The organism is Aeromicrobium sp. Root236, assembly GCF_001428805.1.
Taxonomy (GTDB): domain Bacteria; phylum Actinomycetota; class Actinomycetes; order Propionibacteriales; family Nocardioidaceae; genus Aeromicrobium.
Genome location: NZ_LMIS01000001.1, coordinates 1257068 through 1272526 on the forward strand (window position 1 = coordinate 1257068; position 15459 = coordinate 1272526).

At 70.1% G+C, this 15459-nt stretch carries 13 protein-coding genes and 1 tRNA gene; 5 read left to right on the forward strand and 9 right to left on the reverse strand.

What is annotated here, in order from left to right; genetic code table 11:
* Window positions 1-130: 130 nt before the first annotated feature.
* Window positions 131-523, reverse strand: a complete 393-nt coding sequence (locus tag ASE12_RS06295) for a response regulator (protein ID WP_082582117.1) — start codon at window positions 521-523, stop codon at window positions 131-133.
* A 53-nt stretch (window positions 524-576) separates the two neighbouring features.
* Here ASE12_RS06295 and ASE12_RS06300 point away from each other — a divergent pair.
* The 5 genes from ASE12_RS06300 (at window position 577) to ASE12_RS06320 (ending at window position 6281) form a co-directional block, all read left to right on the forward strand.
* Window positions 577-648, forward strand: a tRNA-Arg gene (locus ASE12_RS06300).
* A gap of 454 nt (window positions 649-1102) precedes the next feature.
* Complete coding sequence (locus tag ASE12_RS06305; RefSeq protein WP_056398347.1) at window positions 1103-2314, forward strand: FAD-dependent oxidoreductase; 1212 nt, start codon at window positions 1103-1105, stop codon at window positions 2312-2314.
* Window positions 2314-3525 carry a hypothetical protein gene (locus ASE12_RS06310; RefSeq protein ID WP_056398350.1) on the forward strand — a complete coding sequence of 404 codons (1212 nt, stop codon included), beginning with the start codon at window positions 2314-2316 and terminating at the stop codon, window positions 3523-3525. Before ASE12_RS06305 ends, ASE12_RS06310 begins: the two co-directional genes overlap by 1 nt.
* Window positions 3526-3535: 10 nt before the next feature.
* The gene (locus ASE12_RS20200; RefSeq protein ID WP_162255469.1) at window positions 3536-5029 is read left to right on the forward strand and encodes a hypothetical protein; all 1494 of its coding nucleotides are present in this window, start codon (window positions 3536-3538) and stop codon (window positions 5027-5029) included.
* A complete protein-coding gene (locus ASE12_RS06320; RefSeq protein WP_082582118.1) occupies window positions 5022-6281 on the forward strand; it encodes a glycosyltransferase family 4 protein in 1260 nt (419 codons plus the stop codon). The genes ASE12_RS20200 and ASE12_RS06320 overlap by 8 nt, the downstream gene beginning before the upstream one ends.
* On the opposite strand, the gene ASE12_RS06325 is transcribed toward ASE12_RS06320, so the two are convergent.
* From ASE12_RS06325 to ASE12_RS06360, 8 genes are read right to left on the reverse strand one after another with little or no spacing between them, the layout of a single operon-like run.
* Window positions 6229-7206: a hypothetical protein gene (locus ASE12_RS06325; protein ID WP_056398356.1), complete on the reverse strand. Its 978-nt coding sequence runs from the start codon at window positions 7204-7206 to the stop codon at window positions 6229-6231. The two genes, ASE12_RS06320 and ASE12_RS06325, sit on opposite strands and share 53 nt — an antisense overlap.
* The gene (locus ASE12_RS06330) at window positions 7206-8702 is read right to left on the reverse strand and encodes a hypothetical protein (protein ID WP_157412832.1); all 1497 of its coding nucleotides are present in this window, start codon (window positions 8700-8702) and stop codon (window positions 7206-7208) included. The genes ASE12_RS06325 and ASE12_RS06330 overlap by 1 nt, the downstream gene beginning before the upstream one ends.
* Window positions 8699-10174, reverse strand: a complete 1476-nt coding sequence (locus tag ASE12_RS06335; protein WP_056398360.1) for a hypothetical protein — start codon at window positions 10172-10174, stop codon at window positions 8699-8701. Before ASE12_RS06335 ends, ASE12_RS06330 begins: the two co-directional genes overlap by 4 nt.
* Complete coding sequence (gene murJ, locus ASE12_RS06340) at window positions 10171-11790, reverse strand: murein biosynthesis integral membrane protein MurJ (RefSeq protein WP_056398362.1); 1620 nt, start codon at window positions 11788-11790, stop codon at window positions 10171-10173. Before murJ ends, ASE12_RS06335 begins: the two co-directional genes overlap by 4 nt.
* Complete coding sequence (locus ASE12_RS06345; protein ID WP_056398364.1) at window positions 11787-12464, reverse strand: sugar transferase; 678 nt, start codon at window positions 12462-12464, stop codon at window positions 11787-11789. The genes murJ and ASE12_RS06345 overlap by 4 nt, the downstream gene beginning before the upstream one ends.
* On the reverse strand, window positions 12461-13105 hold the full coding sequence (locus ASE12_RS20655) for an acyltransferase (RefSeq protein ID WP_056398366.1): 645 nt from the start codon (window positions 13103-13105) through the stop codon (window positions 12461-12463). The genes ASE12_RS06345 and ASE12_RS20655 overlap by 4 nt, the downstream gene beginning before the upstream one ends.
* Window positions 13086-14273 carry a DegT/DnrJ/EryC1/StrS aminotransferase family protein gene (locus ASE12_RS06355; RefSeq protein WP_056398369.1) on the reverse strand — a complete coding sequence of 396 codons (1188 nt, stop codon included), beginning with the start codon at window positions 14271-14273 and terminating at the stop codon, window positions 13086-13088. The genes ASE12_RS20655 and ASE12_RS06355 overlap by 20 nt, the downstream gene beginning before the upstream one ends.
* Window positions 14270-15391: a Gfo/Idh/MocA family protein gene (locus ASE12_RS06360; RefSeq protein ID WP_082582119.1), complete on the reverse strand. Its 1122-nt coding sequence runs from the start codon at window positions 15389-15391 to the stop codon at window positions 14270-14272. Before ASE12_RS06360 ends, ASE12_RS06355 begins: the two co-directional genes overlap by 4 nt.
* Between the last annotated feature and the right edge of the window lie 68 nt (window positions 15392-15459).

Genomic DNA, 15459 nt, shown 5'->3' on the forward strand with positions numbered 1-15459 from the left:
CCACTAGCTGAGCCTTGCGGCTAGCGGACAGCCACCTCACAAGTCCAAGAGCTATTCATATCCTCGAACCACCTCCAATCCGTGTACAGCAACCGTACGTCCGGAGATGGCGCCACTCAAGGACCTTGCGTCACTCGGCGCCGCGATTCTTCGTGCGGTCGATCGCGTCCTGCACCGTGGTGATCAGCGCGTCAGGGTCGAAGGGCTTGGTGACATAGGCGTCGACGCCGGCCTGGGTCGCCCGTTGGATGTCGGCCGGATGGCCCTGGGTGGTCACCATGACGATCGCGATGTGCCGCGTCCGAGGGTCGGCCCGGATCGCCGACACCGTCGCGATGCCGTCGAGCCGGGGCATCATGACGTCGACCGTGATGGCGTCGGGCAGCACCTCGGCCGTACGCAGGAACTCGAGGCAATCCGCCCCGTCGACCGCCTCGTCGACGTCGAAACCGGCGAGCTCCATGTTGGTCCGGATCAGGAATCGGATCGAGGCGGTGTCGTCCACGACAAGCACTCTGGGCACCGTCAACACGGTAGTGCCTGTGGGGTAGGCTCACACCGCAGTTGGCCGTATTGGCCCCCGTAGCTCAGGGGATAGAGCGCCGCCCTCCGGAGGCGGAAGCGGAGGTTCGAATCCTCCCGGGGGCGCAGACCGAACGCACAGCAGAACAGAGCGCCGCACTCAACCACACGGCGCAAACGGAGGTTCGAATCCTCCCGGGGGCGCAGACCGAACGCACAGCAGAACAGAGCGCCGCACTCAACCGCACGGCCCAAGCGGAGGTTCGAATCCTCCCGGGGGCGCAGACCGAACGCACGGCAGAACAGAGCGCCGCACTCAGCCGCACGGCGGAAGCGGAGGTTCGAATCCTCCCGGGGGCTCCCGGGAGAAGCGCGCTCAGCGCCCCCGACGTCGGCCGCGATGGCAGCCGGCTCCCCACGCCCCGGAACCATATGTTCGATTTCTCGCCATCGGGCTAATTGCGGCGGAAAGATGGTCCGATGGTGGGATTCTGCCCTCCAGACCCCGCGCCTAACGTCGCTCCCAACAGACCGGTGAGGCCCTGTCTCCACGACACCTCACATCAGGACGGAGTCGGCGATGGACGAGACAGAGATTGCGGTGATCGGGGCCGGACCCCATGGACTGGGGGCGACCGAACGCCTGCGAGCGGCGGGGCGCGAAGTGTGCGTGATCGGCGACCCCATGGCGTTCTGGCACACCATGCCGAAGGGCCTGTGGATGCGCTCCCGTCGCAACGGCTCGTCCATCGGCGAGGTCACCGGGCCGCTGTCGATGGAGGGCTACACGGCCGACACCCAGGCCGTCGTCGACCGGCACCTGAAGCTCACGACGTTCATCGAGTACGGCCACTGGTACCAGAACCGCGTCGCTCCCGACGTCATCCGCCGGCACGTCGTCCGGCTCGAGCGTCAGGAGTCCGGCTTCCTGCTCACGCTCAGCGACGGCACCCAGATGCGGGCTGGTCGGGTCATCTCGGCCACCGGCATCGCCGAGTTCACCCGCCGCCCGGCGATGTTGCGACAGCTGCCGGGCGAGCTCGCGTCCCACGTCGCCGATCACGGCGACTACGAGCGGTTCCGCGGCAAGAGCGTCGCAATCATCGGAGCCGGTCAGAGCGCACTCGAATCGGCTGCACTCATGCACGAGGGCGGCGCCGAGGTCGAGGTGCTGGCCAGGCATCCGCAGGTCCACTGGCTCCACGGCGACGGCCTGATCGACGGCCTCGGTCGCCTCGCTCCCCTGTTCTACGCGCCGACCGACGTCGGGCCGATCGGGATCTCGCGGCTCGTCGCGACACCTGAGGTGTTCCGCCGGTTCCCGCGGCCGCTGTTCGATGTCATCGCCGCTCGGGCGATCCGGCCGGCCGGCGCGTCGTGGCTCAAGCCACGGCTCCCCGACGTCCCCATCACCGCCGGCGCCGTCGTCACCACGGCGACCCCGCTTGGCGACCAGCTCGCCCTCGAGCTCTCGGACGGCACCCGGCGTCAGGTCGACCACCTCCTGTTCGCCACCGGCTACGACGTCGACATCCGGCGATACTCGTACCTCGACCGCGCGCTGGCCGAACAGGTCCGCTGCGTCGACGGCTACCCGGTCCTCCGGCGGGGTCTCGAGTCGTCCGTGCCGCGACTTCACTTCCTCGGGGCTCCAGCCGCCCGGTCCTTCGGTCCGGTGATGCGTTTCGTGGCCGGCAGCTGGTTCAGCTCCAAGGCCGTGGCCAAGACGGTGGCGGCACAGGATCGTCGTCGCCCGAGCCAGCCGTCGCCGCGTCACGCGGCGGCCGCGTGATGACCACGACCGAGACCGGACGCCCTGCCAAGACCGGCGCATCCCGCGGCGGCCCCGGAGCGTTGGTGATCGGCGGCGACTACCAGGGGCTGGGGATCGCCAGGAGCCTGGGCCGGCGCGGCATCCCTGTCGCGGTGCTCGACGACGAGGTCTCGATCGCGCCGAGATCGCGGTACGTACGGCACGCCATGAGGGTGCCGACCCTGCGCAGCGCGCAGGCCACGACTGATGCGTTGCACGAGGCCGCCCGGCGGTTCGGACTGGACGGCTGGGTGCTGTTCCCGACGCGGGAGGAGACCGTGGCCGCGGTGGCGCAGAACCGCGACGAGCTGGCGCGTACGTTCAAGGTCCCGACACCGTCGTGGGAGACGGTGCGGATCGCCTGGGACAAGCGGCAGACGTACCAGGTGGCCGAGCGGCTCGGCATCGACGTGCCGCGCTGCTGGTTCCCGCGCGACGAGGCCGACCTGTCCGCGATCCCGATGGACAGCCCCGTGATCATCAAGCCGGCCATCAAGGAGCACTTCTTCTACGAGACCGGGGCGAAGGCGTGGCGCGCCGACACCCGGGCCGAGCTGGTGCAGAAGTTCCGCGAGGCCACGGCGATCATCCCGGCCGACGAGGTCATCGTGCAGGAGCTGGTCCCGGGTGATGGCGCGCGCCAGCTCGCGTACTGCGCCTTCGTCAAGGACGGCGAACCGGTCGGCAGCATGACCGTGGTGCGCCGTCGCCAGCACCCGTCCGACTTCGGCCGGGCGAGCACGTTCGTCGAGACGGTCGACCTGCCCGAGCTCGAGGCGCCGTCGCTCCGCCTGCTGCGGGAGATGGGCTACTACGGCCTGGTCGAGCTGGAGTTCAAGCGCGACGAGCGCAGCGGGACGGTCAAGCTGCTCGACGTCAACGCCCGGACATGGGGCTATCACGGTCTCGGCGCTGCGGCCGGGGTCGACTTCGCCGCCCTGCTCCACCAGGACCAGATGGGCCTGCCGGTGCCGTCCTGCCGAGCCCGCGCCGGCGTTCGGTGGGTCCGGCTCGCCACCGACGTACCGAACGCGCTGCGTGACATCGCTCGGCGGCGGCTCCGGCTCATGGACTACCTGCGCACGTTGCGCGGGATCGACGTCGGCGCGGTGTGGGCCGCCGATGATCCGCTGCCGGCGCTCGCCGAGCTCGGCATCCTGCCCCGCCTCGCCATCCGCCGCGGGCTCTAGGGGGCATCTCATGTTCACGTCATCGGTCCCCTTCGCGTTCGCGGACTACATGCGGGTCCCGGTCGTGGTCGACCACACGATGCGCCGCAACCTGCCGAGGCACGTGGGAGCACTGCACGCCACGTCGTCGCCGCTCGGGCCGAGGCTCCTGTGGGTCCATCCCGAAGACGGTCGACACGCCCCCGGCACCCACGCGGGGCGCCACACGCTCGCCGGCATCGATCTTGCGAGCCCGGTCTTCACCGGGTCACCTGAGGAGATCGGGTGCCGTCGATGGACCGGGGGTGAGGGGTGGCGGCCCCTCACCCCCGTCCAGAACCTCCACGGCGTGACCGTGGCGCAGGTCTGGACGAACGATCAGGGCAGCCTCTTCCTGCCCTTCGACCCCGGCGAGGCGATGTCCTGGCTGTGGTCCGAGCGCTACACGACCCTGGGCAGCGCCGGCCTGCGCAGCCGGCTGCGACATCTGGCCGTCACCCTCTACTACGCGATCCGGCCGGCGCTGCCCCGCAAGCTCCAGCTCCTGCTCCGTCGCGGCCACGCAGCGCGGCAGACGTACCCGGAGTTCCCCGGCTGGCCCGAGGAGCACTCGCTCCACGACCTCTACGACTGGCTCCTCGACCGGCTCGAGGACGTCGCCGGAGAGCCGGTTCCGTACCTCCATCCATGGCCGAACGGTCACACGTCGGCGTTCGTGCTGACCCATGACGTCGAGACTGCGGCCGGCCGGGACGCCATCGAGGTGCTGCGTGCACCCGAGCGGTCGCGGGGGCTGCGGTCGTCGTGGAACCTGGTGCCCGAGCGATACGAGGTCGCCGACGAGCTGCTCGACCAGCTGCGATCCGAGGGTTGCGAGATCGGCGTCCACGGGCTGCGGCACGACGGCCGTGACCTGGCGTCGAAGCGCATGCTGCGCAAGCGGCTTCCGGCGATCCGGGCGTGGGCCGACCGATGGGGCGCTGTCGGGTTCCGGTCGCCGGCCACCCAGCGATCGTGGGAGCTCATGCCGCTGCTGGGCTTCGCCTACGACTCGTCCTACACCGACAGCGCCCCCCACGAGCCGCGCCCGGGTGGCTGCTGCACCTACCTGCCGTTCTTCATCGACGACCTCGTCGAGCTGCCCCTGACGTTGCCGCAGGACCACACCTTGTTCGACATCCTCGGGATGACCGACGGGTCCGTGTGGCGGTCCAAGGTCGACGCCCTTCGGTCGCGAGGCGGCATGGTGCTGATGATCGCGCACCCGGACTATGTCGACTGCCCGGGAATGCTGCCCGCCTGGGAGGCGCTGCTGGACCAGCTCTGCGCGGATGCCGGCGCGTGGCACGCGCTCCCACGTGAGGTGGCCGCCTGGTGGCGCCGCCGGGCCGAGTCGGTGCCCACGCTGTCCGCAGCCGGCTGGGTCGTGCGGGGCCCCGCCGGCGGCGAGGCCGTGGTGGCGTGGTCGTCGTCGCGAACCGGTCGACCTGCCCAGCTCGCCGACGTGGCGCTCCCGCATGACTGACCTCCGAGGCAGCCATGTCGCCGCGATGGTGCAGAACGTGTCACTGGCCGACGACAACCGCCTGTGCAAGCAGATCGAGGCGCTGTCCGCAGCCGGCTGCCGGGTCTCGGTCATCACCCGCCGCGACGCGGCCAACGATCCTTGGCGAGACCTTCCGGGCCTCACACTGATCGAGTACCGGGCGCCTGTCGACGGCGCGTCCACCACGGGCCACCTTCGCGAGTACGCCGCCTCGCTGGTGCGGCAGATACCCCGGCTGGCCCGGTTGCACCTGCGTGACCGGATCGACGTGCTGCAGATCTGCCAACCGCCGGATCTCTACTTCCCCGTCACGGCCGTCGCTCGTCGACTCGGCGTGAAGGTGCTGCTCGACCAGCGGGACCTGATGCCCGAGACGTTCGCGCAGCGATATGCATCCGCACCCGCGCGCGCGATGCAGGTGCTGCACTGGCTCGAGTCGCGTACGCAGGCCTCCGTCGACGCGACGGTGACCGTCAACGACCACCTGCGCAGTCGGCTGATCGCCGCCGGCGGCGCTCCCGAACGCGTCCGCGTGGTCCGCAACGGACCCGTGCTGGCACGGCTCGGCCGCGCCCGCGAGGTTGCTCCCCTCCCTAAAGTCTCGCGGGCGCGGTCCTTCTCCTCGGTCGTGACGTGGGCCGGCAAGATGGGGCGCCAGGACCGCGTCGACGACGTCGTACGCGTGGCCGAGCTGGTGGTTCACGGGTGGGGCCGCGACGACGTGGGCTTCATGCTGATCGGCAACGGTGAGTGCCTCGACGAGCTTCGACTCATGGTGGACGAGCTCGGGTTGCGCGAGCACGTCTGGTTCCCCGGCTGGCTCGACGAGGTGGAGCTCTATCGCCACCTCGCGGCCGCCGACGTCGGCATCGACACGTCGCTGCAGCCCGAGGTCACTCCGGTCAAGGCGATGGAGTACCTCGGCGTCGGGCTCCCGCTCGTGGCGTACGACGTGCAGGAGACCCGGCGACTCGCCGAGGGCGCCTCGATCCTGGTGGAGCCCGGCGACACCGAAGCGTTGGCGCGCGAGCTGGTCGGCCTGCTCGACGACCCTGCGAAGCGGTCCCTGCTCGGCCAGGTGGGCAGCGAACGGGTACGGGTCGATCTCGCCTGGGAACGCCAGCAGGAGGTCTATCTCGAGACCGTCGCCGGCCTGGTCCACGACCGCCCGAGGAGGGCTACTCCGCGAAGCTCGGCTGCAGCCAGATCCGGTCCTTCATCAGCGTCTTGACCCGCGCCGTGTAGTCGCGTGCTGCCGGGATCTCCCAGTCGCCGGCGTACCAGACCCCGACGCATCCCCAGACGTCTCCCTTCTCGTACCCGTCCCGGTTGCTCAACCACACGATCCAGCCCTCCATGCAGCCGCGCAGGTGTGAGGCGGCGTAGTCCAGCGCGAACGCCGTCGAGTCCCGGTTGAACGGGAACGTCCCGTTCTGGTTCTGGGCCATCGGGCCCCAGTCCGGGTCCTGCCACGACATGACCCCGATGATCGAGAACGTCCTCGGGCACACGCCGTCGCCGTAGTCGCGGCTGTAGTCGTAGCCGAAGCGGTTCAGCTCGGTGCAGAACGTCCTGGACGCCGGAGTCGCACGCTCCACCATGTCTCCGCAACCGCGCTTCTCGACACAGGAACCGTTGGACTCCCGCAGGCCCTGGTACCACGTCGACTCCGCGGCGGCCATGGCTCGGAGCAGGTTGTCCGAGATCCCCCACTTGCAGGCAGCCCACTGGATGTTCTCGTCCGTGGTCCCGGTGTGCTGTCCACTCACGCGAGGCAGCAGCCAGGTGTTGTAGCGGGACGCGTACGTCGTGCCGTCGCCGCGCGGGCGCGACGTCAGCGACTTCCGTACGGCGGCCGGGTCCGGTTCGGTGTGGTTGGCTTTGGCGTTGCTGGGCCGGGGCTCCCAGGGTGAGCGATGCGTCTGGCGGGCGCACTCCTCGTCCGACGGCAGGCTCTTCCACGAGCCCGCGGGCTTGGTGGCGAAGTAGCCGTCGGGGTCAGGAGCCAGCGAGCCGTCCGGTTGAGCCCTCCGGTCCGAGGCGAGCGTCGAGTCGCGGACGCTGATGGCCACCAGCGACACGACGGCGACGAGCAGCAGCAGTCCGACGAGGACCGCCCAGAGGCGGCCCTTTCCGGCCACCGCTTGGACCGACATCAGGCCACCACGGAGCTCGGCGGCTCACCCGCTGCGCCCGGCTTGGGCCGGCGAGCAGCTTCGGGCTTCCGGCCGGGTGTGGTCACGCCCGAGCGCACGGCCTGGATGCGCTTCTTGTCCGTCCAGACGGGAACGGATGAGGGGGCGGTGGACCGTCCGGACGTCGGCTCGGGATCCATGGGCGGTGGCGCGATCCGGAACACGGCCTTGCGAACCTGGCGGGACGCCCACTCCCGGACCGAGCCGCTCTCGCGGCGCGTCCGCCTCCCCCGCGGCGTGATCACGAGACCCATCATCTTGTCGGCGCAATGATCGAGCGCCTGCACGGCGGTCGCCAGCGACTTGCGTGAACCTCGGCCCAACGCGACCACCAGCAGGATCTTGTCGACCCGCAGGGCGATCCCCGCGCTCGACCAGGCCGGTGGGCCGTCGATGATGATCAGGGCCTCCGGCAACCGGTGATGCAGCTCCGGGAGGAGGTTCGTCAGCCTCGCGGCAGCGATCCCGGCGGCATCCCACTCCGCCACCGAGACGAGATGCAGACCCTCCTGCTCGGCCGGCCGGGTCTCGGGCCACAGGTCCTCGGGGACCTCGTTCTTGCGCTTGGCATCCCGGTCCCGGGACATCCTCGCGACGACCTCGTCGTCGGCGGTCACGAGCACGACCACCCGCCCCATCCGCGCGAGGGCGACGGCAGTCGTCGCCGCGACCGCCGTGCTGCCGCAGTCGGTGGCAGCACCCGTCACCAGCAGGCTGGAGCGGGACCCCTGCTCCACCTCGCCGAGGACGCGCGCGGCCAGCGAGGTCAGCTGTGCACGACCGGCCATGAAGCGGGGATGACGATCGATCGAGGTCCGCGGCAAGGGCGGTGTCACGACGATGGCGTCGAGACCGGCGCACCGCTCCGCATCGGCGACCGTGCGGATGCGGCCTCGCACTCGGTCCCAGGCCCGCGCCACGGCAAAGCCGATCAGAAGCCCCGCGACGACGGCTGCGCCCAGGATCACCGGGTAGTTGGTGCCCACGGGGGCAGACGGGCGTTCGGGTGGGCTGACGAGGCTCGCGACCGGATTCTTGCCGTCCTCGGGATTGCGAGCCCGCAGGTAGGTCTCGGCGAACACCTTGGCACCCGTCAAGGCCGCGGCAGGCGTGTCGTCCGTGTAGGACATGACCAGGATCTTGGTGTCCACCGGCACGGTCACCGACAGGTGTCCCATGGCCTGCCTGGACGTCACGCCGAGCTTGGCGGCTGCGTTGCCGACCACGTCCGCCGATGTCGCGACGCGCTGCTCGGTGGGCATCGACGGCTCGATGTAGTTGCCGCTCGGCGTGATCGTCGGGTCGATCAGGACCTCCGCGGTCGCCGAGTACTGCGGGACGGACCGGGTGCCCAGCACGGCGACGCCGACGGCCAGTCCCACGGTGATGATCATGACCCAGGCGTAGAGGCGGACCATGCCGGTCTCGCGGTCGCTCGGAAGTGTCGATGCCCTCACGGTGCTTCTCCTTGGATAGATGGCTGCTGTCGACGTCGGGTGTTCTCGATGACGCGACTGCCGCACGCAGACAGCGCCAAGAGACCGAACAACGCGTCGGCCGAGCCGCGGTAGGTGATGTGCGGGTCGAAGATCATGAGCACGACGCACGAGACGAGACCGGTGTACGCGGCCAGGGCGGCGACCGCTGACGGGGTGGCCAGGAGGCGGGCGGCCGGACCGGTCGCCTGGAGACTCCGCCACACGAACCAGCAGAACGTCGCCAGCAACGGAAGCCCGCCGCCCCACAGCAGCCACAGGTATCCGCTCTCGATCCAGACGTAGCCGAAGGCGCCTTCGTCGATCGGCACCCGCGCTGCTGGCCGCACGCCGACGAGGAAGTTGCTGCCGTCGACGATCTGCGGCCAGAAGTACGTCGACAGGTTGTGGTAGCGCACCAGCCAGCTCGTGGGCATGCCGTGCAACGACGAGAAGTCGGCGAGGCGGGGCGCGATGGTCGGCCACAGCACCGCGACGGCCACCGGCAACGCCACGACGGACCACTTGAGCAGGTCGAGGCGTCGCAGCCGGACGGCAACGCACACGAGGGCGATCACGAGGCCGAGAGCGCTGGAGAACTCGGCGGCCGAGAAGACCGACACGACGAAGACCAAGGTCATGGGAGCGAGGCACCAGGCCAGGGCCGGCCGCCTGTAGAGCATCCCGAGAGCGATCACGAGGTTGAGCACCATGAGGTCGGCCGTCGCCGCAGGCAGTCCGACCGTGGACCCGGCCCTGGCCGACTGCACGACATCGGTGTAGCCGAACGGCGCGAACAACGGCTCGAGCAGCGCACGTACGCCCAGCAGGTCGAGCGACTGCAGGATGCCGATCACGCCCACCAGCACCCCTGCGACCAGCGACACCCACAACGCGATCGTCACCTCGCGCTCGCTGCGGATCGTCAGCCGGACGACCGCGTACAGGAGGAAGAACTTCCACATCACGACGGCGTACGTCAGGTCGTCCATCTCCAGCGGCCGGCCGCGAGCCACGAGGAAGACGATCGGGATCAGCGAGGACGCGAGGGCGAACCACACGAACGCCCGGGACATCGGATCGAGGCGCAGCTGACGCAGGCGCCAGGGATGGCGCTGCAGCACAGCGCGGACGCACAGGACGCCGACGAGGAAGAGCGTCAATGCCTCGTTGACACGCATCTGGGGCACGAGCCGGCCGCGGTCGATCCCGACGACCAGCGGGGTGATGCCGACGATCGCGTACGCGGCGACAGCCGGACGGCGCCAGACCGCCGTGGCGAGCGCCGCGACCAGCAGCAGGCCGAGGCAGGCCACGGGCGCGGTCACCGCGAGCAGACCCGCTCCCACAGCGGTCGCGAAGCCCAGCACCAGGACGACGAGCGCGCGCCGACGGTCGGACCGGTCCGCCCGGGACAGGACCGATCCGTGGTCCTCCACGAGGAGGGCGCTCATGCCGGGGTCGATTCGGTCACGACCTGCCCGCGTGCTCCCTGGAGCAGCCACGTCAGCTCCACCGATCCGAAGGACCGGTGCACACCCAGATAGACGGTCACACCGGCCACGGTCGCGGCGACACTGGCGGCGACCAGACCGGCGGTGCCGTCCAGCACGACCATCGCCGCAGCAGCGACCGACAGCGCGACCGAGGACATCACGATGCCGGCGCAGCACGTACGCGCCAGCGACGGCAGCAACCGGTCGGTGGGAGGGGCGAGCCCTCGGCGTACGCGGAGCGACAGGTCCACGCCGCCCACGACGGACGCCACGGCGAGCGCCGCGCCGAGGGCGGCGACCAGGGCCGTCCCGTGGAGGAACGCAGCGGGTACGACGAGCGCGCCGCAGACCGCGGCCTGCACCATCATCGAGCGCAGCGGGGATCTCGCATCGCCCCGCGCGTAGGCAGCCTGGGTCGAGATCACGAACAGGGTCTCGCCGATGAGCCCGAGAGCCAGGGCACTGAGTGATCCGGCCACCATCGCCACGCCTGCGTCGGTCGACATCTGCCCCGCTGCCACGATGTTTGCCAGCGGAACCGCCAGCACCAGATAGCCGAACGCGGCCGGGACCATCAGGAACAGGGCCAGCCCGATCGCTCTCTGGTAGGCATCGGCGAACTCCGTCGCCTCCCGCTCTCCGGTCATGCGGGACAGCCTCGGCAGCAGGGCCAGGCCCACCGGAGCAGCCGCGATCGCGAGTGGGAGGTGGTAGAAGCTCAGCGACATCTGGAGGGCCACCGTCCCGCCCGCCGCCCGGCCCGCGACGGCCAGGAGCAGGAGGATCTGGGCCGCCAGCAGGCCGGCCTGGGTCATCGAGGCGACCGCGCGCCGTACGACCTGGCGGACGTCCGCGTCGCGCCAGCCCGCTCGTGGCACCAGCGTGACGCCGCACCGGCGGGCGGCCCACCACTGCACACCGGCATGCACCGCCACGGCGACCGTCGACCCTCCGCCGATCAGGAGCACCGCACCCGTCGGCACGGCTCCGTCGACGGCATCGCCGTACAGCCGGCCCGCCATGACCAGCACGGCGATGACTCCGAGGTTCTCCAGCGCCGGCGCAGCGGCGGCCAGCAGGTAGCGGCGCCGCGCGTACATCACAGCGGTGGCGGAGGCGACCATGGCGTAGCAGAAGACCTGCGGGATCGCGAGGACGGCGAGCGCCAGCGCCGCGTTCCCGTTCGGCAGCAGCAGCGGCACTGCGAGGACCGCGACCGGGGCGACCACCACGAGGATCGACCACTCGACGCCGAGGAAGCCTCCGGCGATCCGGCCGGTCTCGTCGCTGTCGCCGGCGTCGATGTGTCGCACCAGCGCAGGAACCAGCAACGACGACAGCAACGACCCGGCCAGGAAGCCGTAGAACACGAGGTTCGGCAGCACGTTGGTGAGCTGATAGGAGTTGCCGAAGTACGTCGGGCCGAGCACCGCACCGATCACGATGACGCGGGCGAGCCCCGTCACCCTGCTGACCATGGTCCACACGGCGACCGTCATGGTGTCCCGGGCCGCGCCGGCCCCGATGGAGAGGTCGTCGGACGCGAACGGCAGGACAGCCGTGCCGCGCGTCATCGAGCGCCTCCGCGAAGCAGGGTCAGCGGGGTGAAGAGGAGGATCAGCAGGTCGGTCCGCAGTGCACACTTCGCGACGTACTCGACGTCGAGGCGCAGCCCGTCGACCATCGTGAGCCGGTTGCGGCCGCTGATCTGCCACAGGCCGGTCAGTCCCGGCCGCACGAGGAAGCGAGAGGACGCCGAGACCGGGAACAGCTCGACCTCCCACGGGAGGGCTGGTCGCGGGCCGACCAGGGACATGTCACCGCGCAGCACGTTGACGAGCTGAGGCAGCTCATCGATGCTGGTGCGCCGCAGCAGGCGACCCACGCGGGTCACACGCGGGTCGTTGTCGAGCTTGAACAGGCCGTCACGCGAGCGAGGATCGCCGCCCGCCATCATCTGCCGGACGAAGGCCTGGTGTGCTTCGTGCGAGCAGTCCTTGGCCATCGTGCGGAACTTCAGCACGACGAACGGCTGCTGCAAGGCTCCGACCCGGACCTGGCGGAAGACCCCGCTCCCCCGGCTGGTCGCCCGCACCGCGACGTACGCCAGCAGCATCACCGGGGACAGCACGACCAGCAGGACCGCCGCGATCACGACGTCGAACGCCCGCTTGCCCACGTACTGCCGGACCTCGCGGCGTTGCCGCGCTCGTCCGGGGCGACCATGCTCAGCCGGCCATGCACTCATGGCAGCGGCTCCTCGCCACCCGGAGCATCGTCCACTCGGAGGGAGTAGCGGTGCCCGGCGGGACGTGCGGCGCCATCGACGCGGTCCTCGACCGGCACCAGGTCCGCGACCCGGCCCTGGACCCGGGCGGGGTTGCCGAACGCCACCACGCCAGGTTCGACGTCGCGGGTCACCACCGATCCGGCGCCGATGATGGCACCCTCGCCGATACGCACGAACGGCAGGACGGTCACGTTGACGCCCAGCTGGGCGCCCGCCCCGATGAGCGGCCCGGACATCACCTCCCGCGAGCCCTCCTGCCCGGGGTAGAGATCGTTGGCGATGCTCACCCCGGGGGCGAGGAACGCCCCGTCGCCGATCTCGGTGTACTGGGCCACGTAACAGTTGCAGTGGATCTTGACGCCGTCGCCGATGACCGTGCCGTAGTCGATCACGGTGTTGCTCCAGATCGACACGTCGTCACCGAGCTCGCAGTCCTCGCGGATCACGACGTTGTGGCCGGTCTCCAGCCGTTCGCCGATGCTGCACCCGCTGTAGACCACGGTCCCGCAGCGCAGGAACCCTCGACCCCAGGGACCGTAGGCCCAGCCGTCCTCCTCAGAGAGGAAGACCTGCCGGGGCTCAGTCTCCGGGCTGGTCATCGAGAGACTCCAGGTCTGCCGTGATGTGGCCGAGCGCTTCGCAGACCCGCATCACGTCGGCGTCGGGCAGGCTCGGGTAGAGCGGCAGGGACAGGATCTGGCCAGCCAGCCGCTCCACGTTCGGCAGCACGCCCGGCGACCACTGCTGGTACGGCTCCAGCTGGTGGCACGGCGTCGGGTAGTGGATTCCGGACCCGATCCCGAGGGCGGCGAGCTCGGCTCGTACGCGATCTCGCTGCGGAACCCTCACCACCATGAGGTGGTGGGCGCCCGCACACTCCTCGAGCTGACCCAGCGGCACCACCGTCGGAGGAAGCGCAGCCGCGTACAGCCGTACGAGCCGCCTGCGATCTTCGTTCCACTGGTCCAGGTGCGGCAGCTTGGCCGACAACGTCACGGCCTGGACCGTGTCCAGCCGACTGTTGGTCCCGATCCGCACGTGGTCGTAGTGCCGGTCCTCCGAGCCCCCCGGACGACCATGGTCACGCATCGAACGGATGCGCTCGGCGATGCCCTCGTCCGAGGTGACGACGGCGCCGGCGTCTCCGAAGGCCCCCAGGTTCTTGCCGGGATAGAAGCTGAAGCAGCCGACGGCCCCGAACCCTCCGGCGCGGATGCCGCGCCACGTGGCCCCGTGCGCCTGGGCGGCGTCCTCGATCAGGACCAGGCCGTGCTGTGTCGCACAACGACCGAGGGCGTCCATGTCGGTCAGTTGGCCGAACAGGTGCACCGCGACGATGGCGCGCGTCCGGTCCGACACCGCGGCCTCCACCTCTGCGGCACCCATCAGCCCGGTGTGCAGGTCGACGTCGACGAATCGAGGGATGGCGCCCACGAGCACGATGGCCTCGATCGTGGCGACGAACGTGTTGGCGGGCACGATGATCTCGTCCCCGGCCCCGAGCTCAAGGGCGCGCAGGGCCAGCACCAGCGCGTCGGTGCCGTTGCCCACGCCCATCGCGTACTCCGTGCCGCAGTAGTCCGCCCACTCGTCCTCGAACGCCTTCACCTGCTCGCCGCCGACGAAGCGGTTGGAGGCGATGACCTTCTCCCAGCCGACGCGCACCTCGGTCGCGACCACGGCGGTCGTCGTGCCGAGGTCGAGGAACGGCACCGAGTCGAAGGGGGGAACCGGGACCGGCGCCATCGCAGCTACGCCCGCACTCATCCGGCCGCCTCCTCGTGGGAGGCGCCGCTCAGGATCGTGGGAGCCGCGCCGGCGGACGCACCGGCGAGTGCCGGCGCGGGCGTGAACGACTCCGAGCGCCCCGGCAGGCGAACCGCGACACCTTCGGACATCGCACGTTGCGCCGCCTCCAGCACCCGGACCACCCCGAGCCCGCTCTCGCCGTCGGTGAGCGGGCGCAGCCCGGTCTGCACACAGTTCAGGAAGTGCTCGTCCTCGACGCGCAGCGGCTCGTTCATCTCCAGGTAGGGCGAGACGATGTCGCCGTGCCGGTACGACATGGGGACCGCGGTGAGGTCGGCGCCGTCGCTCATGGCGGTGACGCCCTTGTCGTGCACCTTGACGCGTTGCTCGGCCTTGAGGTCGTCGAACACGACCATCTTGTTGCTGCCGACCATCGTGACCTGGCGGATCTTCTTCGGGTTGAGCCAGCTGACGTGCACGTTCGCGAACACGCCGGGGTCGTCGTAGTAGAGCCGCAGCTGCGCGACGTCCTCGAGCCGGGGGTGCGCGTTGCGTGCTCCCCAGCACTCGACCATCGACGGCGACGAGCCGAGCACGTAGTTGAGGATCGAGATGTCATGTGGTGCGAGGTCGAAGACCACGTTGACGTCGCGCTGGTACAGGCCCAGGTTGAGCCTCGCCGTGTCGAGGTAGTAGAGGTCGCCGAGATCGCCTCGCTGCACCATCGACCGGAGCTCCCAGACCGCCGAGTGGTACTCGAAGGTGTGCCCGACCATCAGGGTCACGCCCTTCTTCTCGGCGGCTCGCACCATGGCCTCGCACTCCGTGACCGTGGGTGCCAAGGGTTTCTCCACCAGCACGTGGACGCCGCGTGCGATGGCCTCCAGCGCGAGGGGCGCGTGCAGCGTCGGAGGCACGGCGATGATCACCGCGTCGAGCTGTCCCAACGCCTCGCTGAGGGTCCTGTACTCGTCGACCCGCGGATAGACGCGGGTCACGGCACCGCGTCGCTCGTCGCTGGGATCGATCACGCACACGCGTGACACTGCTTCCAGCGACAGCAGGGTCCGTACGTGCTTCGAACCCCAGTACCCGCACCCGACGACTCCGACTCGAAGTCCTTGCTCTGCCTTCATCACTCACTCGCATTCCTCGCGGCGAGCGGCTTGGCGGAGCCGTCTCATGACTTGCTGACACCCGCTAC

Bases quoted from the DNA above. Each gene is read 5' to 3' on its own strand.
- ASE12_RS06305 (WP_056398347.1), top strand. From the start codon at position 1,103: ATGGACGAGACAGAGATTGCGGTGATCGGGGCCGGACCCCATGGACTG.
- ASE12_RS06310 (WP_056398350.1), top strand. From the start codon at position 2,314: ATGACCACGACCGAGACCGGACGCCCTGCCAAGACCGGCGCATCCCGC.
- ASE12_RS20200 (WP_162255469.1), top strand. From the start codon at position 3,536: ATGTTCACGTCATCGGTCCCCTTCGCGTTCGCGGACTACATGCGGGTC.
- ASE12_RS06320 (WP_082582118.1), top strand. From the start codon at position 5,022: ATGACTGACCTCCGAGGCAGCCATGTCGCCGCGATGGTGCAGAACGTG.
- ASE12_RS06325 (WP_056398356.1), bottom strand. From the start codon at position 7,206: ATGTCGGTCCAAGCGGTGGCCGGAAAGGGCCGCCTCTGGGCGGTCCTC.
- ASE12_RS06335 (WP_056398360.1), bottom strand. From the start codon at position 10,174: ATGAGCGCCCTCCTCGTGGAGGACCACGGATCGGTCCTGTCCCGGGCG.
- murJ (WP_056398362.1), bottom strand. From the start codon at position 11,790: ATGACGCGCGGCACGGCTGTCCTGCCGTTCGCGTCCGACGACCTCTCC.
- ASE12_RS06345 (WP_056398364.1), bottom strand. From the start codon at position 12,464: ATGAGTGCATGGCCGGCTGAGCATGGTCGCCCCGGACGAGCGCGGCAA.
- ASE12_RS20655 (WP_056398366.1), bottom strand. From the start codon at position 13,105: ATGACCAGCCCGGAGACTGAGCCCCGGCAGGTCTTCCTCTCTGAGGAG.
- ASE12_RS06355 (WP_056398369.1), bottom strand. From the start codon at position 14,273: ATGAGTGCGGGCGTAGCTGCGATGGCGCCGGTCCCGGTTCCCCCCTTC.
- ASE12_RS06360 (WP_082582119.1), bottom strand. From the start codon at position 15,391: ATGAAGGCAGAGCAAGGACTTCGAGTCGGAGTCGTCGGGTGCGGGTAC.